The sequence below is a fragment of the Streptomyces sp. CB03234 genome (assembly GCF_001905885.1).
GTDB lineage: Bacteria > Actinomycetota > Actinomycetes > Streptomycetales > Streptomycetaceae > Streptomyces.
Map to the genome: position 1 here is coordinate 604,725 of NZ_LIYH01000004.1, position 23,488 is coordinate 628,212.

Consider the following 23,488-nt stretch of genomic DNA (forward strand, 5'->3'; position numbering starts at 1 on the left):
TACGCGGCCGACTCGAGGAGGAATGCACCATGGACGAACTCAGCAGGCGCAGGATGCTGATCGCCGGCGGAGCGATGGGCGCGCTCGGAGCGCTGGGCATGGCGGCGCCGGCTCAGGCGCGGTCCCTGTGGACGTGGTCGCCGAGCGGTTCGGTGGCCGGGTCGGGACCGGGGACGGACCCGAACTGGGTGTGGGACGAGGAGGCCGACCCGGTGCTCGCCTCCCTCATCGACCGGGGCGACGTGCCCAGGGTCAACCAGCTGCTGCGGTCGTGGACCCGCAACGACCAGCCGTTGCCGGACGGACTGCCCCCGGACCTGCGGGAGTTCATGGAGAGAGCGCGCCGGCTGCCGTCATGGGCGGACCGGAACAAGCTCGACACCGCGGCCCGGTTCAACAAGACCAAAGGGATCTACGTCGGTGCCCTGTACGGGCTGGGCAGTGGTCTGATGAGCACCGCCATCCCCAGGGAGGCGCGCGCCGTCTACTACTCCAAGGGCGGCGCCGACATGAAGGACCGGGTCGCCAAGACCGCGAAGCTCGGGTACGACGTCGGGGACCTGGACGCGTACCAGCCCCAGGGCGCGATGGTCGTGACCGCCGTGAAGACCCGGCTGGTGCACGCGGCCGTACGGCACCTGCTGCCTCAGTCCCCGGGCTGGTCCCAGACCAGCGGAGGCCAGAAGATCCCGATCAGCCAGGCTGACATCCTGGTCACCTGGCACAGCCTGCCCACCTTCGTCATGCGGAAGATGCTCGAATGGAAGGTGCGGATCTCCCCCGCCGAGTCCGCTGCCTACCTGCACGTGTGGCAGGTGACCGCGCACATGCTCGGCGTCCGGGACGAGTACATTCCCGTCAGCTGGGACGCGGCCAACGCCCAGTCCAAGCAGATCCTCGACCCCGCCCTGGGCCGCACCCCCGAAGGCGTCAAGCTGACCGAAGTGCTGCTCGACATCGTCGCCGAACTCGACGGCGGCCTGACCCGGCCCCTGGTCAGCGCGTTCTCCCGGTACACGCTCGGTGACCGGGTCGGCGACCTGATCGGGCTGTCCGAGGAACCGTTCTGGGAGCCGCTGATCAGCGCCGCCTGGCCGCTGCTGGTGGCCTTCCGCGAGGGCCTGATTCCCCTGCCGCTGGTCCCGGAAGCCGCCTGGACCATGGAGGAGCTGATCCGCACGTTCGTCCTGCTCTTCCTGTCCGAGGGGAAGCCCATCAGCATCGAGATCCCCGACGCGAACCGCCCTCAGGGATGAGCCCACTTGACCTGACGAGTCACCAGACGGTCACATGAGGTCGGTCGCGTATCGCGACCATGCCGCCGGCCCGCCCGGGCCGGCGGAAACAACTGGGGGAGGGCGCCCGTCGATGACCAGAGCCGATCGTTCGACTCAGCCGCAGTCCGGTACGGGTGACATCGGGCGGCGCCGGTTCCTCGGCTACGTACTGGCGGCCCCGACCCTGGTGGCCGCCGCCGAACTCGGCCCGGCGCCGGAGGCCCGGGCGCAGATCCCTTCGCCGGACATCACGGAGTTGCTCGACCTCAACGACGTGATGACCGCGGCCGCCCTGCCGACCTCCAACCTGATCACGGTCGAGGTCAACCGGGACGGCACCGTGTCGTTCGCCCTGCCGAGGGCCGAGGTCGGCCAGGGCATCACCACCTCGACGGCCATGCTGATCGCCGAGGAAATGGACGTACCGCTGGAACAGGTGCGCGTCACCCTGGCCGACGCACGACCGGAACTCGTGTTCAACCAGCTCACCGGCGGGTCGAACACCACCATCTCGACCTACGTCCCGATCCGGGTCGCCGCCGCCGTCGCCCGGGGCCGGCTGCTGGAGGCCGCGGCGATCGAACTGGGCGCGGCGGTCACCGACCTCACCCTGAAGGCCGGGGTCGTCACCGACCTCGTGGGCCGGAGCATCGGCATCGGCGCGCTCTCCGAGAAGGCCGCGGGCGAACGGACACGGCAGGTGTCCGTGGAGCTCAAGCCGCGCGAGGAGTTCACCGTCATCGGCCGGCCGCACAACCGCGTCGACGCGCTCGCCGCGGTCACCGGGCGCAAGAAGTTCACGATGGACCTCGACGTCCCGGACGCCAAGCCCACCATGGTGTGCCGTCCGCCCACCATCAACGGCACGGTGCGATCGGTGGCCAACCTCGGCGAGGTCCGCACCATGCCGGGCGTCACCGATGTCGCGGTGATCCCCACCGGGGTGGCGGTGCGCGCCGAGACCTTCGGCCAGTGCATCGACGCCGTACGCGCCCTCCGGGTGTCGTGGAAACCCGGTACCGCGGAAGGCAAGTCCGACGAGTCCGTGCTGCGGGAGCTGCGGGCCGCCGAGCTGCCGCTCGGGCCACCGCCGCTGACCCCGGCCGTGGAGTCCACGTTCACCTTCCACTTCCGCAGCAACAGCGCGCTGGAACCCAACTGCGCGATCGCCGACGTGCGCCCCGACCGCGCCGAGGTCTGGTCGTCGCTGAAATCACCGATCGTCGCCCAGCAGACCATCGCCGCCAAGCTGGGGCTGCCGCTCCGCGCGGTCACCGTGCACGTCACGGAAGGCGGCGGCTCCTTCGGGCGCAAACTCTTCTTCGACGCGGCGCTGGAAGCCGTCGAGATCTCCCGGCGGATCGGAAAACCCGTCAAACTCATGTGGCACCGCGCCGACGACTCCCGCCAAGGGCGCACCCACCCCATGGCCACCTCCCGCGTACGGGCCTCGTACGTAGGCAACACCGTGCTCGGCTACCACCAGCGGCACACCAGTGTCTCCACCGACCTCGGCCATGGGCTCGGCGAGATCTTCACCGCCATGGCGGCGAAGCTGCCGGTGGGTGACATCGGTTTCTCGCAGACGTTCTTCCACCTGTCGCAGTCGATGCCCTACGACTTCGGAATCAGCAGCCGGCTCCTCAGCGAGACCGACAAGGGCTTCAACACCGGGAGCATGCGCAACGTCTACTCCCCGGACGTCACCTGCGCGCGGGAACTCGTCGTCGACCGGCTCGCCGCGAAGATGGGCAAGGACCCCTTCCGGTTCCGCCGCGAGTTCCTCCGCGACGACCGTTCCCGGGCGGTGCTGGAGAAGGCCGCCGAGGCCGGGAACTGGGGCCGGCCGATGCCGGCCGGCACCGCGCAGGGCATCGCCTTCCACTCCGAGTACCACGCCGTCAGCGCGGTGCTGGTGGAGATCGACTGCCGGCCCGGGACGGTCGGCCGGCCCGTCCGCGACGGCGTGGCCGGGCCGCGCGTCACCAAAGCCGTCGTCGCCGTGGACGTCGGCCTCGCCGTCAACCCGCGCGGTCTGGAAGCGCAGATGATGGGCTGCGTCATGGACGGCATCGCCCTGACCCTGACCTCGAGCCTGCACCTGCGGGACGGGTACTTCCTCGAGGCCAGCTGGGACAACTACTTCTACACCCGGCAGTGGAACACGCCACCGGAGCTTGAGATCATCATCATGCCGGGCACCACCGGCGAACCCGGCGGCGCCGGCGAGCTCGGCGTCGCCGCGTCAACGGCCGCCGTCGCCTGTGCCTACGGCCGTGCCACGGGGACGATGCCCACCACCTTCCCGATCAACCACGGCACACTCTCCTTCGTACCCAAACCGACCGTGCCGCCCATCCCGCCCTCGCCCACCGACGGCCTGGACCACGTCCGCTGACAGCTTGGAGATCCCGTGCCCGAGCACACTTTCCGCCTCAACGGCGAACAGGTCACCGTCGACGTCGCCGACGACGTGCGACTGCTGTGGGTGCTGCGCGACGTCCTGGGCGTCACCGGACCGAAGTACGGGTGCGGCATCAACGTCTGCAAGGCGTGCACCAGCCACCTCAACGGCAAGGCCGTCAACCCCTGCGCGATCCCCGTGAAGGACCTGCGGCCGACCGACGAGGTCACCACGATCGAAGGCCTCCCGGCCACGGTGGACGCCGACCTGCACCCGATGCAGCAGGCCTGGCTCGACCTGGACGTGGCCCAGTGCGGCTACTGCCAGCCCGGCCAGATCATGGCCGCCGTCGCCCTGGTCCGCCGGGCCGCCGAAGAGGGCCGGACGATCACCGACGCCGACCTCGACGGCATCCGCAACATCTGCCGCTGCGGCACGTACGTCCGCATCCGCGAAGCGATCAAGGCCGGCGCCGAGAAGATGTGACGGTCCGGGTCAGGGAATCCGCCCGACCAGCTCCGCCAGCGCCACCGCCAGCGCCTCGATCCCCCGGCCGAGGGGCTCGCCCCGCTCGCTCATGTACAGGTCACGCCGGATCTCCACCATCAGCGCGGCGACCCTCGGTTCCTTCCCGTAGTACCGCAGCGGCACGTACGTGCCCGCGAACGGACTGTCCAGCCCCGTACCGCCGAAGCCCGCGAACGCCCGCCGCGCCGCGTCCAGCAGCGGCGCGGGCGTGTGGAACGCGTCGGTGCCCAGGCAGACCGGCGGACGCGGCCCGTCGCCGTGCAGTTCGTACGGCAGCGCCTTCGCCGGGTACGAGTGGACGTCCACGACCACGGCATGCCCGACCGCGTCGAGCCGCTCCGCCACGGCCGCCGTCATCGCCTCCGCGTACGGGTGGAAGTAGCGCTCGACCAGGGGCCGTACGTCGGTGCCGGCCGGGCGCAGCTCCTCGCGGTGCGTGGTCCGGGTGTAGACCGCGCCCATGCCGACCGCCAGCATCTCCTCCCGCTCGTCGGGGAACCGCTCGGGGTCGACGACCAGACGTGACAGCCGGTTGACGAACCGCCAGGGCGTCACCGGCGCCGCCTCGGCCGCCCTGGCGGCGATCTCCGCGGTGTACGCGTCGGTGATGTGGTCCAGCTCCACCGCCAGCGCCCGGTCGTCCAGCACGATGCCGGCGCGGACGTCCGCGGGTACGGCACGGGAGGAGTGCGGGACGTGCAGGATCACCGGGGAGCCGGGCGCACCCGGGTGGAGCCGGAAGGCGGCGGAGGGGTCGGTCGTCACGTGGGTCCTCGCTGACGGTTCGTGAGGTGTCCCGGACATCATGTCCGTCGTGCGGGTAGGCGGCCCGACATGGGTCACATCCTGATCGGTACATGTTCGTGGACGGACAAGGCACTTGTGGGCAGCGGGTGGTATCCGCCGGGACGACGCGACCCCGAGGGACGGCTGCGGCACTACGCCGGACAGTTCCCCGTGGTCGAGGCCGACTCGACGTACTACGCGCTCCCCAGCGCCCGCAACAGCCGTCTGTGGGCCGAGCGCACCCCGCCGGGCTTCCGCTTCGACGTCAAGGCGTTCTCCCTCCTCACCGGCCACCCCACCCGCCCGGCAGCCCTCCCCGCCGACCTGCGGGACCGCGCCACCGGCGACCCCGGGCTCCTCGACGAGGTGTGGCACCGCTTCAGCGAAGCACTGCGCCCACTGCGGCAGGCGGACCGCCTCGGCACCCTGCTGTTCCAGTTCCCGCCCTGGTTCGCCCCCGGCGCCCGGGCGGAGGCCGTCCTCCACCGCACCAGGAAACGGGCCACCGACTGGCCCATGGCCGTGGAGTTCCGGCACCCCGACTGGTGGCGGGATCCCCACCGGGAGCGCACCACCGCCCTGCTGCGGGACCTGGACGCCGCCGCCGTGGCCGTGGACATGGCACAGGGCCTGCCCACCTCCATACCCCCCACCACCCCGGTCACCTCCCGCGACCTCGCGGTGGTCCGCTTCCACGGGCGCAGCGCCGCCTGGGGCAGCGGCACCAAGGAGGACCGGTTCCGGCACGCCTACGCGGAGGAGGAACTGCGGGAATGGCGGCCGCGCCTGTGCGCCCTGGCCGAGCGGGTCGCGCACCTGCACGTGCTGTTCAACAACTGCTGTGCCGACGCCGCCGTACGCGCCGCCGAGTCCATGAAGCGCCTGTTGGCCCCCGCCACACATCCTCGGGACACCACCGGGTAGACGCGCCGTACAGACTCTCGAGGAGGTTCCATGTCCGGACTGATCACACGCATCAAGCAGTTCACCCGCAGCCCGCAGGGGCAGCGGACGATCGCGTCGGCGCGCCGCGCCGCCTCCGACCCGCGCAAGCGCGCCCAGGCCCGCCGGCTGCTCGGCCGGCTGCGCGGGCGCCGATGACGACACGGCGATGACGACACGGCGATGACGACGTACGAGGAGGGTGAGCGGGCCCATGGGCATGGGAGCCCTGACGCGGTGGGAGCGGGCCCTGGAGCGCTGGCAGAGCGCCCTGGTGTCCAAGGCCCGCCACCACGAGCCGGTCGAGCTGCTGGACGCGCTGCGCCGGGAGTGCGACGACCACGCCGTGGTGTGCAGCGAGAGCAGAGTGGTGGTGCCCAACGCGTACGAGGTCGAACTGGACACCGCGGTGCACGAGGAGCTGCTGCGCCATGGCGCCGGTGACGTGGGGCAGGAGCTGACGGACGTCCTGGCGCGCCACGGGGAGCAGCGGGGGTACGAGTGGGCCGGGCCGCTGACCGTACGCATCACCCCGGCCACCCGCCCGCCCGACGACCCCTACCGGGTGAGCAGCAGCCCTATGCCCCACGTGCGGGCCGACGCGTTCGGAGAGGGCGGACCGACGCCCTGACTGGCTGCCCGTGCCGGGGAAGGAGCAGCATGGGGTAGAGGCGATGGACAGCGGCGCACGCCGGCGGCTTCCCGGGTACGGAGGCGGTGCACGCGTTGAGCGGGCAGATCTTTGCGACCTGCGGGGTGGCACTGGCCGCTGTCTACGTGCCGGCCGAGAGCGGCGAGGAGCTGCGCCTGGCCGAGGTGGCCGGTGACTCCCGCGCGCCGTACGAGTTGCCGCAGACCTATGCCCTCTCGGGCGGCTCCGCGGTGGCCGACGCCTGCCGTGCCCGGCGGCCCCTGTGGCTGACGCCGAAGGAACCGGCCCCCGGCGGGACGGGCACCCCCGTGTCGCTGGGCGCGCTGCCGCTCGGCGGGGACGCCCGGCTGCTGGGCTGCCTGGTCGTGGTGCGCATGGACGGCGACGGCTTCGACGCCGACCAGCGCGCTTTCCTGGAGCTGTACGCCGACCAGACGGCCGCGGGGCTGGAGGCGGCCGCGGCCCGGGTCGCCGCCCCCGTGGAGGTCGGCTCGCCCACGGGCCCCACGCTGCTGCCGCTGCGCGGCGGCACCTTCGTCCTGACGCTCAGGACCGGGCGCATGGACGTGGACGCGCAGGTGCTGCAGCTGCTCGGCGTCTCCCCGGCGGACTTCGACGGGCATGTGTCCACGCTGCTGGAGTGCGCCGTCCCCGACGACGTGCCGGCGCTGATGTCGGTCGTCGAACCGGACCGGGCGGCCGGCCACCAGCAACTGGCGTTCCGCATCCGCCGGCCGGGCGGCGAACTGCGCTGGCTGGGCCTGCGCTGCCGCGTGCTGGCCGGCGAGGACGGCAGACCGGAACGCATCCTGGGCGTGGTGGGTGACGCCTCGTACCTGCGCCCCACCCCCGACGAGGTGTCGCTGGTGCAGCGGCTGTCCGCCGCGCTGGCCGGCGCCACGACGATCCGGGACGTCAGCCGGGTGGTCGTCGACTCCTTGCGTACGCCGCTGAACGCCACCCGCGTCGCGGTCGCCGAGCTGGAGGGCGACCGGCTGGTGGTCACCCTCCTCGACCCGCCGCAGCCCGACGCCTGGCCCGGGGTGTGGCGCTCGGAGTGGCGCTCGGAGTGGCCGGACGCGTCCTGCCACAGCCTCCCGACCCTGGAGAGCGCCCTGCGGGAGGGCCATGTCGCCCTGTGGCCGCCGGGCGCCCCGCTCGAACCGGGCCTCGCCGGCATCGGGCCGGGCGGCCTCGCCGTCCTCCCGCTGCCGGCGGACGGCCGCATGGTCGGGGTGTGCCTCGTCGGGTGGGACGGCGAGCACCGCTTCGGGCCGGAGGAGCGCTCCCTGCTGACGGCGACGGCCGGTCTGGTGGGCCAGGCCCTGACACGTGCCCATGCCCTGAACGCCGGGCACGAACTCGCCACGATGCTCCAGCGCAGCCTCCTGCCCCGCAAGCTGCCGGCACTGCCGGGAGGCGTGGCCGTCGCCCGCTACCTGCCCGCGACGGTCGGCCTGGAGGTGGGCGGCGACTGGTACGACGTCATCCCGCTCTCCGACGGGCACGTGGCGCTGGTCATCGGCGATGTGCAGGGCCACAGCGCCGGGGCCGCCACGATCATGGGGCAGATGCGTACGGCGATCCGGGCGTACGCGGTGGAGGGCCACCCGCCCGATGTGGTGGTGGCCCACGCCAACCGGCTCCTCGTCGGCATGGAGACCGACCTGTTCGCCACCTGCTGCTATGTCGACCTCGACATGGAGGAGGGCCTGGCCTGGATCGTCCGGGCCGGCCATCTGCCACCGCTGCTGCGCCTGCCCGACGGCACCACGGAGGCGACCGAGATCGAGGGCGGACCCCCGCTCGGGGTCATGGCGGACGCCGAGTTCCCGCTCACCGAGCTCGGCCTCGCGCCCGGAACCCTCATCGCCCTGCTGACGGACGGCCTGGTGGAATCGTCGAGCCTCCCCCTGGAGGACGGGATGCGCGCCGTGTGCGAGGTGCTGCGGGGTGCCGACCCGGCCGACCCCGGGCGGGTCGCCGACGGGCTCGTCGCGGGCACGCGCCGGCGCGACGACGACGTGGCGGTGCTGCTGCTGCGCTACGACGGGATGCGGGTCCGGCCGATACGCGCCCGGTGGGCGGTGTGGCGGCTGCCCGACGCCGTCATGCACGCGCGTCGCTTCACCGCCCGGACCCTGCGCGGCTGGGGCGTGGCGGCGGAGGTCGACATGGCGCTGCTGGTCGTGTCCGAGCTGGTCACGAACGCCATCGCGCACACCCGGGGAGAGGTACGGCTGGACCTGACGCTGGCGGCGGACCGGCTTCGTATCGCCGTGAACGACGCCTCGCCCCGTACCCCGGTCAAGTCCACCAGCGTGGACTGGGAGGCGACCGGCGGGCGCGGGCTGCTGCTCGTCGAGGCGATGTCCACGGCCTGGGGGTCGGTGCCGCTCAGCGGCGGCAAGCAGGTGTGGTCCGAGGTCGCCCTGGCGCCACGCGAGCGGCTCGACGACGGCGCGGGAAGCGGCGAGCGGGCCGTGCCGGACGGGACGCGGCCGCGCCGGGACAGCCGGGACAGCCGGGACAGCCGGGACACGGGCGGGCGGCCCGTCCGCCTGATGCCCGGCGCACACGACGGGAGGTGACCGAGGTGAACGCGCGCCGCCGCCGGGCCGCACCCGCCGCCCTGCCGGCGGCCGGCCTGGCGCTGGCCATGGCCTTGGCCTCCGGTCTCGCGGCCTGCGGGAAGGCCGCCGAAGTGCCCGAGCCGGGCGCACGGGTCGCCCCCGGCGGCCGGGCGATCGGCCTGTTGCTCCCGGACGACACCCATCGCTTCGGGGCGTTCGACCGGCCCTTGATCGAGCGGCGGATCGCCGAGCTGTGCGCCGAGTGCGACGTGGAGTTCAACAGCGCGCAGGCCGATGTGGCGACCCAGCAGCAGCAGGTCGACGCGATGATCACCAAGGGGGTCCGGGTGATGATCCTGGACGCCGTCGACTCCAAGTCGCTGCGTTCCTCGGTCGACCGGGCCCGGGAGGCGGGCATCGAGGTCGTCGCCTACGACCGGCTCGTGGACGGCCCGATCTCGGCGTACGTCTCCTTCGACGGCGAGCGGGTCGGGCGGCTCCAGGGCGAGGCGCTGCTGAAGGCCATGGGGAACAAGGCGCGCGGCGGCCAGATCGTGATGATGAACGGCGCCGCCACCGACCCCAACTCGGCCTGGTTCAAGGAGGGCGCGCTCGCCGCCCTCGAGGGCAAGGTCAGGATCGGCAAGGCGTACGACACGGCCGAGTGGCGGCCGCTGAACGCCCACATCAACATGTCCGGAGCCATCGCCGCCCTGGGCGCCGACAACATCGACGGCGTGTACTCCGCAAACGACGGCCTCGCCGCCGGCATCATCTCGGCCCTGAAGTCCGCCAAGATCCGGCCGCTGCCTCCCGTGACCGGGCAGGACGCCGAGCTCGCCGGTATCCAGCGGATCGTCGCGGGGGAGCAGTACATGACCGTCTACAAGCCGTTCAGGCTGGAGGCGTACGCCGCCGCGGAGATGGCCGTCGCACTCGTACGGGGAGAGAGCCCGGACGGGATCGCGACGAGCAGGGTGGACAGCCCCACCACCCGCGGCATCCCGTCCGTCCTGCTCACACCGGTCTCCGTGACCGTCGGCAACATCAAGGAGACCGTGGTCAAGGACGGCATGTACACAATCGACCAGATCTGCACCCCCAAGTTCGCGGCCGGCTGCGAGAGAGCGGGGCTCACGCCATGAGCCCGGGGACGGAAGTGGTTCACATGGCAGCACCACCCCTGCTGGCGCTGAAGGCGGTCTTCAAGCGGTTCGGCGCGGTCCAGGCGCTCGCGGACGTCGACCTGGAGATCCGCGCGGGTGAGGTCGTCGCGCTGGTGGGCGACAACGGTGCCGGAAAATCCACCCTCATCAAGATCATCTCGGGCGTGGACCCCGCCGACCACGGTGTCATCGAGTGGGACGGCCGGCCGGTCCACATCGCCCGGCCGCACGACGCGCAGGCCCTCGGTATCGCGACCGTCTACCAGGACCTGGCGCTGTGCGACAACCTCGACGTCGTCGGCAACCTCTTCCTCGGCCGGGAGATCCACCGGGTCGGCATCCTGGACGAGGTGGAGATGGAGCGCCGTACCCTCGGCCTGCTCGACACCTTCTCCATCCGGATGCCCAGCGTCCGCGTCCCCGTCGCCTCCCTGTCCGGCGGACAGCGGCAGACCGTCGCCATCTCCCGCTCGCTGCTGGGCGAACCGCGACTCGTCCTGCTCGACGAGCCCACCGCCGCGCTCGGCATCGAGCAGACCGCCCAAGTCCTCAACCTCGTCGACCGCTTGCGGGAGCGAGGCCTCGGCGTCCTCCTCATCAGCCACAACATGGGGGACGTCAAAGCCGTCGCCGACTGGATCGCCGTCCTCCGCCTCGGCCGGAACAACGGCTTCTTCGACGTCACGACGACCTCCCACGAGCAGATCATCTCCTCCATCACCGGGGCCACGGACAACGCCGTCACCCGGCGCGCGTCCCGCGAGTGGGAGCTGGGCTGATGAGCGGCACCAGCGGCCCCGGCGGCACGGACGGAGGGAAGGCGCGCCGCGTCGAGGCCGTCAAGGACAGCCTCCGCAGCGGTGAACTCGGCTCGCTGCCCGTCCTGCTCAGCCTGGCGTCGATCTGGCTCATCTTCGTGATGCTCGACGAGAAGTTCCTCTCGCCCCGCAACCTGTCCAACCTGAGCGTGGACATCGTCGGCACCGGACTGATCGCCGTCGGTGTCGTCTTCGTCCTGCTCCTGGGCGAGATCGACCTGTCGGTCGGCTCCGTGAGCGGCCTCGCGGCGGCCGCGTTCGCCGTCCTGAACGTCCATCACGGCATGGCGGAGGGCGTCGCCGTGCTGATCGCCGTGGTCATGGGAGCGGCGATCGGAGCGGTGCACGGGTTCTTCTTCGCGAAGGTCGGTGTCCCTTCCTTCGTCGTCACCCTGGCCGGGCTGCTGGGCTGGAACGGCCTGATGCTGTACATCCTCGGGTCGAGCGGCACCATCAACCTCGACGCCGAGGGCCTGGTCGCCATGCTCACCGGCCACTACTTCCACGACGTGGCCGTCGCGTACGGCGTGGCGGCGCTCGGCACCGCCGGCTACTTCCTCGTCTCCCTGCGGGACGCGCGGCGGCGCGTCGCGGCCGGAGTGCGGTCCCGGACCCTCCCCGAGATCGCCGTACGCACCGGGGCCCTGGCCGTGGTCGTCTTCGCCGCCGCGTTCACGCTCAACCGGTTCCAGGGGCTGCCGCTCGCCCTGCTCATCTTCATCGTCGTCCTGGTGGGTCTGGACTACGTGCTGCGCCGCACGACCTACGGGCGGATGATCTTCGCGCTCGGCGGCGGTGTCGAGGCCGCCCGGCGCGCCGGCCTGGAGGTGGCGTGGGTGCGGATCTCGGTGTTCATGGTGTCGGGCACGATGGCCGCGGCCGGCGGCCTCTTCCTGGCCTCCCGGGTCACGTCTGCCAGCCAGGCCTCGGGCGGCGGCAACCTGCTGATGAACGCCATCGCCGCCGCCGTCATCGGCGGGACCAGCCTCTTCGGTGGCCGCGGCAGGGTCTGGTCCGCACTCCTCGGCGTCCTGGTCATCCAGTCGATCGCCTCGGGCGTCGCCCTGCTGGGCATCCAGGCCGCCGTCCAGTTCATGATCACGGGCGGGGTCCTGCTCGTCGCGGTGGTCATCGACTCCCTGTCACGGCGCGCCCAGAAGGCCCACGGCCGGGTCTAGCCGGGCATGGGCGGTCGTCTTCGTGGGACCCGTACGTATCGCCGTTCCGGAACGAGACGGAGGAAAAGCCGTGAGCAGCGCGAAGCAAGAACGAGCGGAGGCCGCGAAGCTTCCCGACGACGACGTGATCGGAGTGCTGCTGCGCCAGCACGCGCTCATCCGGGACCTGTTCTCGGAGGTGAAGGGCGCCGAGGGCGGCCGGCCCAAGCAGGAGGCCTTCGACGCGCTGAGGGCACTGCTGGCGGTGCACGAGACCGCGGAGGAGATGATCCTGCGTCCCGTCGCGACCGACACCGCCGGTGCGGCGGAAGCCGATGCCCGCAACCGGGAGGAGAAGGCGGCCAACCAGGTCCTGGCCGAACTGGAGAGGATGGACGTCTCCAGTCCGGAGTTCGACGAGCTGCTGCGAAGGTTCGAGAAGGACGTCATCGAGCACGCGGAGCACGAGGAGAAGGAGGAGTTCCCCTCCGTGCTCCAGGAGTGCCCCGAGGCCAAGCGCAAGAGGCTCGGCGGTCAGCTCCAGCTGGTCGAGAAGCTCGCCCCGACCCACCCCCACCCGCGCGCCGCCGGCTCACCGACGGCACAGTGGGTCGTCGGACCGTTCGCGTCCATGCTCGACCGCACCAGGGACGCGCTCAAGCACGTCACCAGCCGCTGACCGCCCCTGCCGTGGCCGCCGGCGTCCCGCGACCGGTCACGGGACCAGCCGCCGGCGGCCCAGCAGGACGCCGAGGGCGACCATGCCGGCGCCGAGAGCGAAGTGCAGCCAGTTGTCGGCCGTGTTCACCGGTACGAAGTTGGCGGCGCTGTCGTGGTCGATGAACAGCCCGTACAGCCACAGCGCCAGGTAGATCACGCCACCGACGACGAGGAAGGTCCGGGCGGTCGACACGGCGCGCGCCATCGACAGGCCGGCGAGGCCGAAGGCCAGATGGACGAGGTTGTGCAGGATGGACACCTGGAACACGCCGAACAGCTTCGCCTCGGAGTCGTGCTCGGCGAACTTCATCGCGTCGTAGTCGGTGGTGATCCCGGGGATGAACCCCAGGACGCCCACCAGCAGGAAGACGGCACCCACGAGCAGCGCGGCCTGCTGCACGGGGGTCCGGGGAGCCGCAGTCGTACCACGAAGACTGTTCATGATCGGGCTTCCTTCATGTGGGGGCGGCCTCGCGGTCCGCCCGTACCCCCCTGAATCGTGCGTACCCGGGTAGGACGTGTTTATCCCGCTTTTACATCCGGGTGGCAGTCGGCACGCATGGTCGAACTTCTCCGACATACCCGCCGCGCCTACGCCGGAGCCCGCAACCGCCCGCTCGGCGGATACCTGGCCGCCATGGCCGGCTACGGCGCCTACGTGACGGGCTGGGCGGCCGCCATCCGGCGCAGCGGCGCCGCGCTGCCGGACCGGGCGGAGCCGTGGGACGTCGCCCTCACGTCGGTGGCGACGTTCCGGCTGAGCCGGCTGCTCACGAAGGGCGTGGTCACCAGCCCGCTGCGGGCGCCCTTCACGACGTACGAAGGCCACCAGGGGCCGGCCGAACTGAGCGAGACGCCCAGGGGCGGGCGCAGGAAGACGGCGGGGGAACTGGTGACCTGCCCCTTCTGCATGAGCGTCTGGGTGGGGACGACGTTCACCGCATGCCGGGTGCTGTGGCCGCGCGCGACCCGCACCGCGGTGGCCGCCGTGGCGACGGTGGCCGGGGCCGACGCGCTGCAACTGGCGTACACCCTCCTGACGGACAAGGCCACGAAGGACTGACCCGGGGGCGGTGGGCCCGCTCATACCGGGCGGGTGACCCCGAGCCGTACGGGCCCCACGCCCGGCGAGAAGTGCACGACCGGATCACCGGCCGGGGGCGTGAGGCCCGCACGGGCGGTCAGGGACTCCTCCAGCTCCAGCACGGTGGCGCGCGCCAGCGGCCAGGGCTCATGCTCGACCGGCGTCTCCCACAGCGCGCCCGCCCGCCGCGTGACGGCCCTCCACCGTGACGTCAGCCAGACGTCCCGCTCCGTCGGCTCCGCCACCCGATCGCCGACACGGACCGTCAGACGGTACGACGGCCGGGGCGCGCCGCCGCGCCGCACACCCGCGTACCGCACGAGCGGGCCGTCCTTCGCGACCTCCAGATCCCCCAGGTGATACGGCACACCGATCACCCGCGCCGCGAGCATCAGCGGGTTCCCCACCTCGATGGACAGGAACCACAGGCCGTCCTTGCCGCTCGGCAGGCGCACATAGGTGCGCAGGTTGGTCTCGAAGAAGGCCGGTCCGGGTACGGGAAGAGCGCCGAACGCCTTCACCGAGTCCATGACGAACGGCGTGAAGCCCACCCATGCCGCGTCCTGGAAGAGGTCCACCTCCAGCCCGTCCGGGAGCAGCGCCTGGACCTCCTCGGGCGCATGGGCCCAGTGCACGAACGACTGGCTGAGCCACCTCGCGGTCAGCATGGGGACCGTGACCGGCTCCTCCGCGCGGACGGATGCCACACCCGGCGCCTGCCCCGGACCGGGCCCGGTATTCCGGTCCTCCGCCTCTCACCGGCCCAGCCGGCCGGCCGCGGCCGACAGCAGCAGGTCGAGGGCGAGCGGATAGGCGCTGCGCGGCATCTGCGTCACCAAGTGGCGGGACGTGGCGGCGATATGGGGGTGCGTCGCGGCGGGCAGCCGCGCGTACGTGGTACGCCATACCTCCGCCTCCGCCTCCCGCGCGGACCGGGGGAGCGCCGCGTTCGCCGCGTCCAGGGCGGCGAAGGCCAGCGCCTGGTCGACGAAGGCGTGGTAGAGCCGCACCGCCTCCGGGTCGGGGAACCCGGCTCCGCGCAGGATGCCGAGGATGGTCTCCACCGCCCGGATCTCATGGCCGCGCCCCGTCACCCGGCACGCACCGAGCACCGCCGCCTGCGGATGGGTGAGGGCGCCGGCGTGGATGCGCAGCCCCAGGCTCCGGAGGTCCTCGAGCCAGTCGCCGGTGGGGCGCCAGGTGGCCAGCGAACGGCCGATGAGCTCGTCGGCGACGGCGAGCAGCAGGTCGTCCGTACCGCGGAAGTAGCGGTACAGGGCACTGGGGTCGGCGCCCAGCGCCAGGCCGAGCCGGCGCACGGTGAGCGCGTCGGCGCCGTGCTCGCCGATGAGGCGCAGGGCGGTCTCGACGATCAGCCGCTCGGACAGGACGACGCCCCGCTTGGTCGGGCGGCGGCGCCGTCGGGCCGGGCCGGGTACGACTCGGTCGGTCACCGGACCGAGGGTCGCGGACCGGGCGCGCTTATGTCAACGCCATTGACCTGTGGTGCGTCGCCCCGCTTCGATGCGTCCCATGCGGACCCCTCACCACGCCGACCTGGTGTTCACCGGCGGCCCCGTCCTCGCTCCCGCCACCCCCGCGACCGGCGGCCCCGTTGCCGCCCCCGTCGCCGTCGCCGTCACCGGCGACCGGATCAGCGCCGTCGGCGACGCGCACGACGTGCACGGCCTCATCGGCCCGAAGACCGAGGTCGTCGACCTCGCCGGCCGTCTCCTGCTGCCCGGCTTCCAGGACGCGCACGTCCACCCCGTCCCGGCCGGCCTGGAGCTCACCCGGTGCGACCTGACCGGGGCGAGGACCGCCGCCGGCACCCTCGCCGCCGTACGCGCGTACGCCGCCGCCCACCCCGACCGGGAGTGGATCACCGGCGGCGGCTGGTCCATGGAGGCGTTCGACGGAGGGATGCCCACCAAGGGCCTCCTCGACGCGGTCGTCCCCGACCGCCCCGCCTACCTCCCCAACCGGGACCACCACGGTGCCTGGGTCAACAGCCGCGCCCTGGCCCTCGCGGGCATCACCCGCGACACCCCCGACCCCTCCGACGGCCGCATCGAGCGCGACGCGTCGGGCGAACCGACCGGCATGCTCCAGGAAGGGGCCATGCAACTCGTCGGGCGCCTCACCCCGCCCTCGACCCCCGCCGACCGGATGGCCGCCCTGCTGCACGCCCAGCGCACGCTGCACGCCCTCGGCATCACCGCCTGGCAGGACGCCCTCGTCGGCACGTTCCTCGGCATGGACGACCCCTCGGACGCCTACCTGGCCGCCGCCCGCGACGGCTCCCTCACCGCCCGCGTCGCCGGCGCCCTGTGGTGGGACCGCGCACGCGGCGCCGAGCAGATCCCGGACCTCCTCCAACGGCGGGACGCCCTCGGCCACGGCCGGTTCCGCGCCGGAACCGTCAAGATGATGCTGGACGGCGTGGCCGAGAACGGGACCGCCGCCCTGCTCGACCCCTACCTGGACCGCTGCGGCTGCGCCACCGCCAACCGCGGCACCAGCTTCATCGACCGGTCCCTGCTGCCGCGGTACGTCACCGAGTTGGACGCCCTCGGCTTCCAGGTCCACTTCCACGCGCTGGGCGACCGCGCCGTACGCGATGCCCTGGACGCCGTCGAGGCCGCCCGCGGCGACAACGGCCCCAGCGACACCCGACCGCACCTCGCCCACCTCCAGGTCGTCCACCCCGACGACGTCCCCCGCTTCGCGCGGCTCGGCGCCACCGCCACGATCCAGCCCCTGTGGGCCGCGCACGAACCCCAGATGGACGACCTGACCATCCCGTTCCTCGGCCCGGAACGCTCCGCCCGCCAGTACCCGTTCGGCGACCTGCTGCGCGCCGGGGCGACCCTCGCCGCGGGCAGCGACTGGCCGGTCAGCAGCCCCGACCCCATCGAGGGGATCCACGTCGCCGTCAACCGCGTCCTGCCGGGCGACGCCGGGCCGGTCTTCCTGCCGGGCCAGCGCATCGGCCTGACCGCCGCGCTCACCGCGTACACCGCGGGCTCGGCCCACGTGAACCACCTCGACGACACCGGCAGCGTACGGACCGGGGCCCTGGCCGACCTGGTCGTCCTGGACCGCGACCCGTTCGCCGGGCCGCCGGAGGCCATCGCCGAGACCACGGTCGCGCTCACGTACGTGGGCGGTGAGCGCGTGTACGCGGCCGACGACGCGTGACCGCCGCGCCCCGCCTCGGCCCGGCCCGTCCTCCTATGCCTGCCGCGCGGGGTGCGCCGTGATCGACGCCACCGGGCCCGTGTCGCCGAGGTGCCCCACCTGGTGCCGGGCCCGGTCGGTGGCCCCGGTGCCACCGGAGATCGCCGCCGTCGCCGGGGCGGGCGGCGCCGCCTTGCTCCGCTCGTCGGGGGCGTTCGCCACCGAGGACCAGGTACGCAGCCGATGGCTGACCGCGTCGTCCAGGCTCACCGGGGCACCGCGCTGCTCGGCCAGCCGGCTCGCCTCCCGGCCGAGCGCCGTGATGTCGTCCCAGCGCAGCCGCAGTACCACCGACACCTCCGCGCCGCCGTCCGGAAGTCCTCGCACCGTCGCCTCGTCGCGCTCGTTCATCGCCGCTCCTGTCGTCGCCTGCGCTCCAGTACGGAAGGCTCCCGGATCCCGTTCAGCACGCGGCCGAAACGGCGTGTCACCCGGATGGGCGCGTGGGTACCCGCAGGTGCACGCTGGAGGAGTGACGCAGTGACCTGGAGGTGTGAGTGATGAAGACGATCGTCGGATGGCACGTGGACATCGAGTTCACCGAGGACGAGGTCGCGGGCAAGACGCGGGCGGCCTGCATGGTCAGGCTCCCGGACGGCACCGAGATGCGCGCCCACGGCCACGCCAAGCGGCACCCGGACGACATGGAGCAGCAGCGCGTCGGCGAGGAGATCGCCGCGGCCCGCTGCCTGAACGAACTCTCCCGAAATCTGATGAAGAAGGCCGGGGGTGAGATCGAGGAGGTGACGCACATCCCGGCGCACCTGGCCATGTGAGCACGCGCGAAGGGGCGGGTCGTGGCCCTCGTCCGGCCACGGCCCGCCCCACGGCGCCGTCAGGACGACCGCGCCTGGCGCGTCTGCGACCTGTTCGCCTTGCGGATGGCCTCCAGCAGCTCCGGCTTCGACATCCGCGACCGGCCCGCGATGTCCAGCTTGCCCGCGAGCTCGTAGAGGTGCTGCTTGGACGCGTTCTCGTCGACCCCCTCACCACTGCGGCCGCCCTGCTCCCTGGGGCGCGCCGCCAGTGGATCCGACGGACCCTTGCGACCGCCCTCCTTGCGCTCCCAGTGGTCGCCCACCTTCTCGTGCGTGTGCTTCAGGGCGCTGTAGGCCACCCGGTGGGCGCGCTCGCCCTCCCCGTACTCCTCGACGGCCGAGTCGTGCGCCTTCACCCACGTACGCTGCGCGCTCCTGGGCGAGCGCCGCAGCGTCGACGGCAGCTCCTGCTCTCCCGGCACGCTGATCACCTCCTGCCCCACGAGTGACCCGCCGGGCGCCGCGACAAACGCCGGACGGGTGACGCGACACCGTGTCCGCGCCGGTCCTGCCGACGCCAGGCGCACCCTGCTGGCAGAGTCGGACCCGTTAACTCCAAGCGCCCCGCCCATGGGGCTGCTGGGCCGGGCCCCCGGACGGGTCGTACTGTCCGGGGGCCCCGGCTTGCGCGGAAGGCAGGCCTCTACGATGAGGGCCATGAGCCCCGATCAGCACCGCAGCCACGTACGCCCCCCGGCGTACCGCAGGGCGCTGCTGATCCTGGCCGTACTCGCCGGGGTGCTCGCCATGCACGGGCTGGCGCCCGGCTCCCTCGGCCCGGCCGCCACCGGTCATGCGCACGCGCGTCAGGACGCCCATGTCGCCGGGGACGCGTGCGAGCACGTGGACGAGGGCCACAGCGGGGCGGGCCACGCCGAGCACGCGGACTCCACGTGCGCGGCCGGCGGCGTCTCCACCGCACCCGCCCAGCCGCCCCTGCTCGCCGGTACCGGCGCGCCGGGGGCCGACGTCACGCTCCTCGCCCGCGCCGGCGGTGCGACGGCGACCGACCGCGCTCCGCCGGACCTGGCCCAGCTGCAACTCCTCCGCATATAGGGACGCCCGCGCGGCGCACCGGCTCCTCCCCACGAGGAGCGGCGCCGTGCCCGCGAGTCAATCCCTGATACGCACGCAAGGAGTCGCACCACCATGACCGCACGACGTCTTCTCCGTACCCGTAAGGTCCGTACCCGTAAGGCCGCCGCCTCCGCCGCGGCCGTCACCGCCGCCCTCGTACTCGCCGCCTGCGGCACCGACGGCGGCGACTCCTCCGGCCACGCGGGTCACGGCAGCGCGCCCGCCACCTCCTCCCCGTCCGCCGAGCGGGGCGAGCACAACGCCGCCGACGTGGCCTTCGCGCAGGGCATGATCCCGCACCACCGCCAGGCCGTCGACATGGCCGACATGGCGGCGGAACGGGCCTCGGCCAAGGAGGTCAAGGAGCTCGCCGCCGCGATCAGGAAGGCCCAGGACCCGGAGATCCGCACGATGTCGGGATGGCTCACCTCCTGGGGCGAGCAGGTGCCCGGCGAGGACGCGTCGGCCGATCACTCCGGCCACGGCGACGGCGCGTCCGGGATGATGACCGAGCAGGAGATGGAGCAGCTGGAGAAGTCCTCGGGCAAGGCCTTCGACACCGCGTTCCTGAAGCTGATGATCAAGCACCACCAGGGCGCCGTCGCCATGGCGAGGACCGAGCAGGCCAAGGGCTCCTACCAGCCGGCCAAGGACATGGCCGGTGACATCATCGCCTCCCAGTCCGCCGAGATCACCCGGATGAACAAGCTGCTCGGCACGGGCTGAACCCGCGCGGCACCTACCCGAGGCGCTCCAGCACCTCCCGGCAGGCGTCCCCGACCCGCGTGTCGCCCAGATACGCGGCGATGCCGTGATGGTCCGCGCTGTCGTTGGCCACCAGCACATCGGTGACGCGGTCGGCCGGGGCGTACTCGGGGCGCACGGTGTGGTCGAGGGCCACCGGGTCCCGCAGGTCCGAGGCGTTCAGCCAGGCACGTACGCCTGGCGGCACCGCGGGCCGCGTGGCCAGGTGGTCCTGGACCTCCGCGACGCCCAGCGGGGAGCCGGCGGTCACGAAGAGCTCCGTCTCCCGCCCGGTCTCCGCCAGCACCTCGTAGGCCACGACCGAGCCGAGGTCGTGGCCCACGACGACCAGCGGGGCGTCCTCCGCCTTGTCCAGCGCCGCGGTGACCACATCGCGGACGGCGTCCCCGGCTCCTCCGAAGAAGTACGCGTGGGTGTCCTTGAACGTGTGCTTCACCAGGGTCCGCAGGACCGCTCTGCGGGACGCCACGGACGCGGCCATCGTGTCCGCCAGGTACGTCATGTCCCGCAGCCAGCCGCCGAGCGGGTCGCCCGGCTCCCCGGTCCAGGGCCCCTCCGGCGCGGTGCCGCCCGACTCGAACCACGCCTCGCCCAGCGTGCGCGCCACGAATTCCTCGGGCGGCTCGTCCCGCACGGACGGCGGGACCTCGTCCCCGGCGCCGTCGTCGGGCAGCGGCGCCTCGTACCGTACGGGCGCCCAGTACGCCATCAGGGACGTCTCGCCCGTGTCCCTGCCGAAGAGCGCGTTGTCCCACCGCGACCTCAACAGCTCCGGACGGACCTTGTCGCCGGTGCCGTGGACGTAGATCACCCTGGCGCCCATGGTGCCTCCCGCCCCCCACGAAGAAGACGGTCACTGCCAGTTTAGGCCGCCGCGTGTGCCGGGGCCCGGTCACGGCCGCCGGGGTGGCGGTGGCGCCAGAACCAGAAGACGCCGCAGGCCACCAGCGCCCACGCGCCCAGCACCGCGAACGGGAACAGGTGCTGGTGGCCGCCGAAGTACACGGCCGTGTGCTGGGCGTTCACCGAGGCGCCGGGGGGCAGCCAGCGCCCGATGTGGCCGAGTACGGACGGCAGCAGCGGCCAGGAGACCGCACCGCCCGACGACGGGTTGCCGAGCAGCACCATCAGGCCCCAGGTCGGCAGCATCGCCCACCGCCCCATGAGGGTGTTGAACATGGTGAAGACCATGCCGGAGGTGAACATCGTCAGGGCCAGGATCAGCCACGACTCCACGAAGGGCAGATCGACCGCGCCCAGCAGCCAGTCGACGGTCGCGGCGATCGCGAAACTCCCGAGCAGCGCGTACGCCACCGTGAAGGCGATCCGCTCGGCCGGGTCGAGCGCGCGGGCGTGCACGCTCAGCTGGATCGCCCCCACGAAGCCGATGATCACCGCGGCGAGCGAGATGTAGAACAGCGCCAGCCCCCGCGGATCGCCCTTCTGCAGCGGCTCGACGTCCCGCACCGCGACCCGCACGCCCGTCGCCCGGCCCACCGCCGCCCCCGCCTCGGCCAGCACCTGCGCCACGGACGCCCCCGCCGCCCCGACCACGTCCAGCCGCACCCCGGTGCCGGCCGGCCCGGCGGCGAGGACCGCGAACACCTCCTGCTCCTCCACCGCGCGACGCGCCTCGGCCCCGCTCTCGTACCGGCGCAGCTTGAGCGAGGCGCCCAGCGCCCGCTCCATGCCGGCGACGAACCTCCTGCCCTCCGCCGTGTCCGTGGCGCCGACCACGGCGGTGGGGATGTGACGCGGCGTCGGGTTCGCCATGGTGTACGTGTACGAGCCGGCGAACAGAGCGGCCGCCACGGCCAGGATCAGCACCAGCACGGAGGCCGGCAGGAAGGGCGACTCCCTGAACGCCGCCCACCTGTCGGCCCGCGTCGGCGGGCGCCCGTGCGCGCCGTGCGAGCCCCGGCCTTCCTGCGGGCCCTGGACTTCCTTGGCGTCGGCAGCATCATGCGTATCGGACATGCCGTCAGGCTAAAGCGAACATATCGCCCAAAAAGGCCGGAACGCGCGCGTGGACCCGGCCGGGGAACGGAACCGGCTTCGCCTGGAGCGGAGTCGGAGGTACCGTCGAGGGGCCGGACGGAGATCGCGGAGGGGTTATGGCGGTGCTGCACACCGAGGACGGGTCCGCGTCCGGACGACGTCCACGCCGCCCCCTGGCGGCGGACGAGACCGGGCGGGCGGGATGCGTCCACGTGTCGGGTCAGGTCTACCTGGACACGCTCACGCAGTGGGAGAGCATTTTGGGCCGGCTGATCCAGCGTGAGGGGGACATCCACATGGACCTGTCGGGTCTCAGCTTCGTCGACGTGGCGGGGGCGACCACGCTCGCACGCACGGCGCAGCGCCTGCCCGGAGGCCGGCGGATCGTGGTCCGCAACCCGCCGCCGTCCCTGAGCCGTGTGCTGGAGCTGTTCTGGCCGGAACTCGATGCGATCGAGGTGGTGGAGTGAACGACATGGCGCCGACGGCCGATCCGTTCACGCACCCAGCCCTGTTCTACGCGGACGAGGCCGGGTACCTGGCGGGCACCGTACCGTTCATCGAAGCGGGCCTCGCCGCCGGTGAACCGGTCGCGGTGGCCGTTCCCGGAGAGAGGCTCACCCTGCTGCGCAAGGTGCTCGGCGGCGACGCCGACCGCGTACGCCTGCTGGACATGGAGCAGGCGGGCCGCAACCCCGGGCGGATCATCCCGCGCGTGCTGCGCGGGTTCGCCGACGCCCACCCCGGCCGCCGCGTGCGGATCATCGGTGAGCCGATCTGGCAGGGGCGTACCCCCGACGAGTACCCGGCTTGTGCGCAGCACGAGGCACTGATCAACCACGCGTTCACCGGCCGCGCGGCCACCATCCTGTGCCCGTACGACACCTCGGGGCTGGACGCGGTGGCGCTGGCAGACGCGCGCGTCACGCATCCGCTGCTCATCGAGGACGGTGTCGAGCGGGCCAGCGACGCGTACGCGCCCGACCGGGTCGTGGCCGGTTACAACCTGCCCCTGGCCCGTCCCCCCGGCGTCCGCGAACTGGTCTACGACGCCGACCTGCTGCCTGACGCGCGTAGCTTCGCCACTCACCACGCCGAGACGCTCGGCCTGTCCGCGGAGCGGCGCGACGACCTGGCCCTGGCGGTCTCGGAGCTGACCACCAACAGCGTCATCCACGGCGGCGGCACGGGAACGCTGCGGCTGTGGGCCGAGGACGGCCAGGTGGTGTGCGAGGTGCAGGACCGCGGCAGGCTGACCGACCCGCTCGCCGGCCGTCGCCCCGCCGAACCCGGCCAGCTCGGCGGTCGCGGCCTGCTGCTGGTCAACTACCTCGCCGATCTCGTACGCCTCCACACGGCGCCCGGCGGCACCACCGTCCGGTGCTACTTCGGGCCGCCGGTCCGGGGTGCCGAGCCGCGTGGTCAGTACGCCGGTGAGGCGGGGGCCGGCGGCGAGCCGTAGTCGGGCGACTGCTCGGTGGTG

26 protein-coding genes are annotated in these 23,488 nt (G+C 72.7%); 18 read left to right on the top strand and 8 right to left on the bottom strand.

Annotated elements, in window-relative coordinates; genetic code table 11:
* Positions 1-29 precede the first annotated feature (29 nt).
* The 3 genes from AMK26_RS19780 (at position 30) to AMK26_RS19790 (ending at position 4,167) form a co-directional block, all read left to right on the top strand.
* Positions 30-1,256, top strand: coding sequence for an oxygenase MpaB family protein (locus AMK26_RS19780; RefSeq protein ID WP_073756005.1), 1,227 nt, complete (start codon positions 30-32; stop codon positions 1,254-1,256).
* A gap of 112 nt (positions 1,257-1,368) precedes the next feature.
* Positions 1,369-3,675: a molybdopterin cofactor-binding domain-containing protein gene (locus tag AMK26_RS19785; RefSeq protein WP_073756006.1), complete on the top strand. Its 2,307-nt coding sequence runs from the start codon at positions 1,369-1,371 to the stop codon at positions 3,673-3,675.
* A gap of 15 nt (positions 3,676-3,690) precedes the next feature.
* Complete coding sequence (locus tag AMK26_RS19790; protein ID WP_073756007.1) at positions 3,691-4,167, top strand: (2Fe-2S)-binding protein; 477 nt, start codon at positions 3,691-3,693, stop codon at positions 4,165-4,167.
* A gap of 9 nt (positions 4,168-4,176) precedes the next feature.
* Here AMK26_RS19790 and AMK26_RS19795 read toward each other — a convergent pair whose 3' ends face one another.
* A complete protein-coding gene (locus AMK26_RS19795) occupies positions 4,177-4,974 on the bottom strand; it encodes an N-formylglutamate amidohydrolase (RefSeq protein WP_241837973.1) in 798 nt (265 codons plus the stop codon).
* Positions 4,975-5,043: 69 nt separating this feature from the next.
* On the opposite strand from AMK26_RS19795, the gene AMK26_RS19800 reads away from it, so the two are divergent.
* The 8 genes from AMK26_RS19800 to AMK26_RS19830 all read left to right on the top strand — a co-directional run bounded on the left by AMK26_RS19800 (position 5,044) and on the right by AMK26_RS19830 (position 12,982).
* On the top strand, positions 5,044-5,919 hold the full coding sequence (locus AMK26_RS19800; RefSeq protein ID WP_073756008.1) for a DUF72 domain-containing protein: 876 nt from the start codon (positions 5,044-5,046) through the stop codon (positions 5,917-5,919).
* Positions 5,920-5,949: 30 nt separating this feature from the next.
* Positions 5,950-6,096: a hypothetical protein gene (locus tag AMK26_RS37355; protein ID WP_179166714.1), complete on the top strand. Its 147-nt coding sequence runs from the start codon at positions 5,950-5,952 to the stop codon at positions 6,094-6,096.
* A 61-nt stretch (positions 6,097-6,157) separates the two neighbouring features.
* Positions 6,158-6,568, top strand: a complete 411-nt coding sequence (locus tag AMK26_RS19805; RefSeq protein ID WP_073756299.1) for a DUF3662 domain-containing protein — start codon at positions 6,158-6,160, stop codon at positions 6,566-6,568.
* A 95-nt stretch (positions 6,569-6,663) separates the two neighbouring features.
* Positions 6,664-9,180 (top strand): SpoIIE family protein phosphatase, encoded by a 2,517-nt coding sequence (locus AMK26_RS19810; protein ID WP_079277688.1) that lies wholly within the window; start codon positions 6,664-6,666, stop codon positions 9,178-9,180.
* A 5-nt stretch (positions 9,181-9,185) separates the two neighbouring features.
* The gene (locus tag AMK26_RS19815) at positions 9,186-10,307 is read left to right on the top strand and encodes a substrate-binding domain-containing protein (RefSeq protein ID WP_241838002.1); all 1,122 of its coding nucleotides are present in this window, start codon (positions 9,186-9,188) and stop codon (positions 10,305-10,307) included.
* A gap of 14 nt (positions 10,308-10,321) precedes the next feature.
* Complete coding sequence (locus AMK26_RS19820) at positions 10,322-11,107, top strand: ATP-binding cassette domain-containing protein (RefSeq protein WP_073756009.1); 786 nt, start codon at positions 10,322-10,324, stop codon at positions 11,105-11,107.
* Positions 11,107-12,324 carry a sugar ABC transporter permease gene (locus tag AMK26_RS19825; protein ID WP_073756010.1) on the top strand — a complete coding sequence of 406 codons (1,218 nt, stop codon included), beginning with the start codon at positions 11,107-11,109 and terminating at the stop codon, positions 12,322-12,324. The genes AMK26_RS19820 and AMK26_RS19825 overlap by 1 nt, the downstream gene beginning before the upstream one ends.
* Before the next feature lie 70 nt (positions 12,325-12,394).
* On the top strand, positions 12,395-12,982 hold the full coding sequence (locus AMK26_RS19830) for a hemerythrin domain-containing protein (RefSeq protein ID WP_073756011.1): 588 nt from the start codon (positions 12,395-12,397) through the stop codon (positions 12,980-12,982).
* 36 nt (positions 12,983-13,018) lie between these two features.
* Here AMK26_RS19830 and AMK26_RS19835 read toward each other — a convergent pair whose 3' ends face one another.
* Positions 13,019-13,465 carry a DUF4383 domain-containing protein gene (locus AMK26_RS19835; RefSeq protein WP_079277689.1) on the bottom strand — a complete coding sequence of 149 codons (447 nt, stop codon included), beginning with the start codon at positions 13,463-13,465 and terminating at the stop codon, positions 13,019-13,021.
* 117 nt (positions 13,466-13,582) lie between these two features.
* Between AMK26_RS19835 and AMK26_RS19840 the strand changes: the two genes are divergently transcribed.
* Entirely contained in the window at positions 13,583-14,086 is a 504-nt protein-coding gene (locus AMK26_RS19840) for a DUF1360 domain-containing protein (protein ID WP_073756013.1), read from the top strand.
* A gap of 20 nt (positions 14,087-14,106) precedes the next feature.
* On the opposite strand, the gene AMK26_RS19845 is transcribed toward AMK26_RS19840, so the two are convergent.
* Positions 14,107-14,775, bottom strand: coding sequence for a YqjF family protein (locus tag AMK26_RS19845; protein WP_198944133.1), 669 nt, complete (start codon positions 14,773-14,775; stop codon positions 14,107-14,109).
* An 87-nt stretch (positions 14,776-14,862) separates the two neighbouring features.
* Positions 14,863-15,561, bottom strand: a complete 699-nt coding sequence (locus AMK26_RS19850) for a TetR/AcrR family transcriptional regulator (protein WP_073756015.1) — start codon at positions 15,559-15,561, stop codon at positions 14,863-14,865.
* A gap of 79 nt (positions 15,562-15,640) precedes the next feature.
* On the opposite strand from AMK26_RS19850, the gene AMK26_RS19855 reads away from it, so the two are divergent.
* A complete protein-coding gene (locus tag AMK26_RS19855) occupies positions 15,641-17,308 on the top strand; it encodes an amidohydrolase (RefSeq protein WP_073756016.1) in 1,668 nt (555 codons plus the stop codon).
* A gap of 33 nt (positions 17,309-17,341) precedes the next feature.
* Here AMK26_RS19855 and AMK26_RS19860 read toward each other — a convergent pair whose 3' ends face one another.
* Positions 17,342-17,698 carry a hypothetical protein gene (locus AMK26_RS19860; protein WP_073756017.1) on the bottom strand — a complete coding sequence of 119 codons (357 nt, stop codon included), beginning with the start codon at positions 17,696-17,698 and terminating at the stop codon, positions 17,342-17,344.
* 149 nt (positions 17,699-17,847) lie between these two features.
* Between AMK26_RS19860 and AMK26_RS19865 the strand changes: the two genes are divergently transcribed.
* Complete coding sequence (locus tag AMK26_RS19865) at positions 17,848-18,123, top strand: DUF1876 domain-containing protein (protein WP_073756018.1); 276 nt, start codon at positions 17,848-17,850, stop codon at positions 18,121-18,123.
* Between the two features lie 59 nt (positions 18,124-18,182).
* Here AMK26_RS19865 and AMK26_RS19870 read toward each other — a convergent pair whose 3' ends face one another.
* Positions 18,183-18,587 carry a ChaB family protein gene (locus tag AMK26_RS19870; RefSeq protein WP_073756301.1) on the bottom strand — a complete coding sequence of 135 codons (405 nt, stop codon included), beginning with the start codon at positions 18,585-18,587 and terminating at the stop codon, positions 18,183-18,185.
* Positions 18,588-18,822: 235 nt separating this feature from the next.
* Here AMK26_RS19870 and AMK26_RS19875 point away from each other — a divergent pair, with 235 nt between their 5' ends.
* Together AMK26_RS19875 and AMK26_RS19880 are read left to right on the top strand one after the other, a co-directional pair.
* Complete coding sequence (locus AMK26_RS19875) at positions 18,823-19,221, top strand: DUF6153 family protein (protein WP_073756019.1); 399 nt, start codon at positions 18,823-18,825, stop codon at positions 19,219-19,221.
* A 93-nt stretch (positions 19,222-19,314) separates the two neighbouring features.
* Complete coding sequence (locus tag AMK26_RS19880) at positions 19,315-19,968, top strand: DUF305 domain-containing protein (protein WP_073756020.1); 654 nt, start codon at positions 19,315-19,317, stop codon at positions 19,966-19,968.
* Between the two features lie 13 nt (positions 19,969-19,981).
* Here the strand turns inward: AMK26_RS19880 and AMK26_RS19885 are convergent, their stop codons facing one another.
* Positions 19,982-20,830, bottom strand: coding sequence for a hypothetical protein (locus AMK26_RS19885; protein ID WP_073756021.1), 849 nt, complete (start codon positions 20,828-20,830; stop codon positions 19,982-19,984).
* Between the two features lie 41 nt (positions 20,831-20,871).
* Positions 20,872-21,984 (bottom strand): hypothetical protein, encoded by a 1,113-nt coding sequence (locus AMK26_RS19890; RefSeq protein WP_073756022.1) that lies wholly within the window; start codon positions 21,982-21,984, stop codon positions 20,872-20,874.
* 137 nt (positions 21,985-22,121) lie between these two features.
* On the opposite strand from AMK26_RS19890, the gene AMK26_RS19895 reads away from it, so the two are divergent.
* Together AMK26_RS19895 and AMK26_RS19900 are read left to right on the top strand one after the other, a co-directional pair.
* Entirely contained in the window at positions 22,122-22,475 is a 354-nt protein-coding gene (locus AMK26_RS19895) for an STAS domain-containing protein (RefSeq protein ID WP_073756023.1), read from the top strand.
* Between the two features lie 5 nt (positions 22,476-22,480).
* Entirely contained in the window at positions 22,481-23,467 is a 987-nt protein-coding gene (locus AMK26_RS19900) for a sensor histidine kinase (RefSeq protein WP_079277730.1), read from the top strand.
* Positions 23,468-23,488: the final 21 nt, after the last annotated feature.

Excerpts from the sequence above, each read along its gene's own strand:
- AMK26_RS19900 (WP_079277730.1), top strand. The coding sequence starts at position 22,481 with ATGGCGCCGACGGCCGATCCGTTCACGCACCCAGCCCTGTTCTACGCG.
- AMK26_RS19875 (WP_073756019.1), top strand. The coding sequence starts at position 18,823 with ATGAGCCCCGATCAGCACCGCAGCCACGTACGCCCCCCGGCGTACCGC.
- AMK26_RS19885 (WP_073756021.1), bottom strand. The coding sequence starts at position 20,830 with ATGGGCGCCAGGGTGATCTACGTCCACGGCACCGGCGACAAGGTCCGT.
- AMK26_RS19895 (WP_073756023.1), top strand. The coding sequence starts at position 22,122 with ATGGCGGTGCTGCACACCGAGGACGGGTCCGCGTCCGGACGACGTCCA.
- AMK26_RS19805 (WP_073756299.1), top strand. The coding sequence starts at position 6,158 with ATGGGAGCCCTGACGCGGTGGGAGCGGGCCCTGGAGCGCTGGCAGAGC.
- AMK26_RS19840 (WP_073756013.1), top strand. The coding sequence starts at position 13,583 with ATGGTCGAACTTCTCCGACATACCCGCCGCGCCTACGCCGGAGCCCGC.
- AMK26_RS19845 (WP_198944133.1), bottom strand. The coding sequence starts at position 14,775 with ATGCTGACCGCGAGGTGGCTCAGCCAGTCGTTCGTGCACTGGGCCCAT.
- AMK26_RS19835 (WP_079277689.1), bottom strand. The coding sequence starts at position 13,465 with ATGAACAGTCTTCGTGGTACGACTGCGGCTCCCCGGACCCCCGTGCAG.
- AMK26_RS19785 (WP_073756006.1), top strand. The coding sequence starts at position 1,369 with ATGACCAGAGCCGATCGTTCGACTCAGCCGCAGTCCGGTACGGGTGAC.
- AMK26_RS19880 (WP_073756020.1), top strand. The coding sequence starts at position 19,315 with ATGACCGCACGACGTCTTCTCCGTACCCGTAAGGTCCGTACCCGTAAG.
- AMK26_RS19825 (WP_073756010.1), top strand. The coding sequence starts at position 11,107 with ATGAGCGGCACCAGCGGCCCCGGCGGCACGGACGGAGGGAAGGCGCGC.
- AMK26_RS19890 (WP_073756022.1), bottom strand. The coding sequence starts at position 21,984 with ATGTCCGATACGCATGATGCTGCCGACGCCAAGGAAGTCCAGGGCCCG.
- AMK26_RS19800 (WP_073756008.1), top strand. The coding sequence starts at position 5,044 with ATGGGTCACATCCTGATCGGTACATGTTCGTGGACGGACAAGGCACTT.
- AMK26_RS19860 (WP_073756017.1), bottom strand. The coding sequence starts at position 17,698 with ATGAACGAGCGCGACGAGGCGACGGTGCGAGGACTTCCGGACGGCGGC.
- AMK26_RS37355 (WP_179166714.1), top strand. The coding sequence starts at position 5,950 with ATGTCCGGACTGATCACACGCATCAAGCAGTTCACCCGCAGCCCGCAG.
- AMK26_RS19865 (WP_073756018.1), top strand. The coding sequence starts at position 17,848 with ATGAAGACGATCGTCGGATGGCACGTGGACATCGAGTTCACCGAGGAC.
- AMK26_RS19780 (WP_073756005.1), top strand. The coding sequence starts at position 30 with ATGGACGAACTCAGCAGGCGCAGGATGCTGATCGCCGGCGGAGCGATG.
- AMK26_RS19855 (WP_073756016.1), top strand. The coding sequence starts at position 15,641 with ATGCGGACCCCTCACCACGCCGACCTGGTGTTCACCGGCGGCCCCGTC.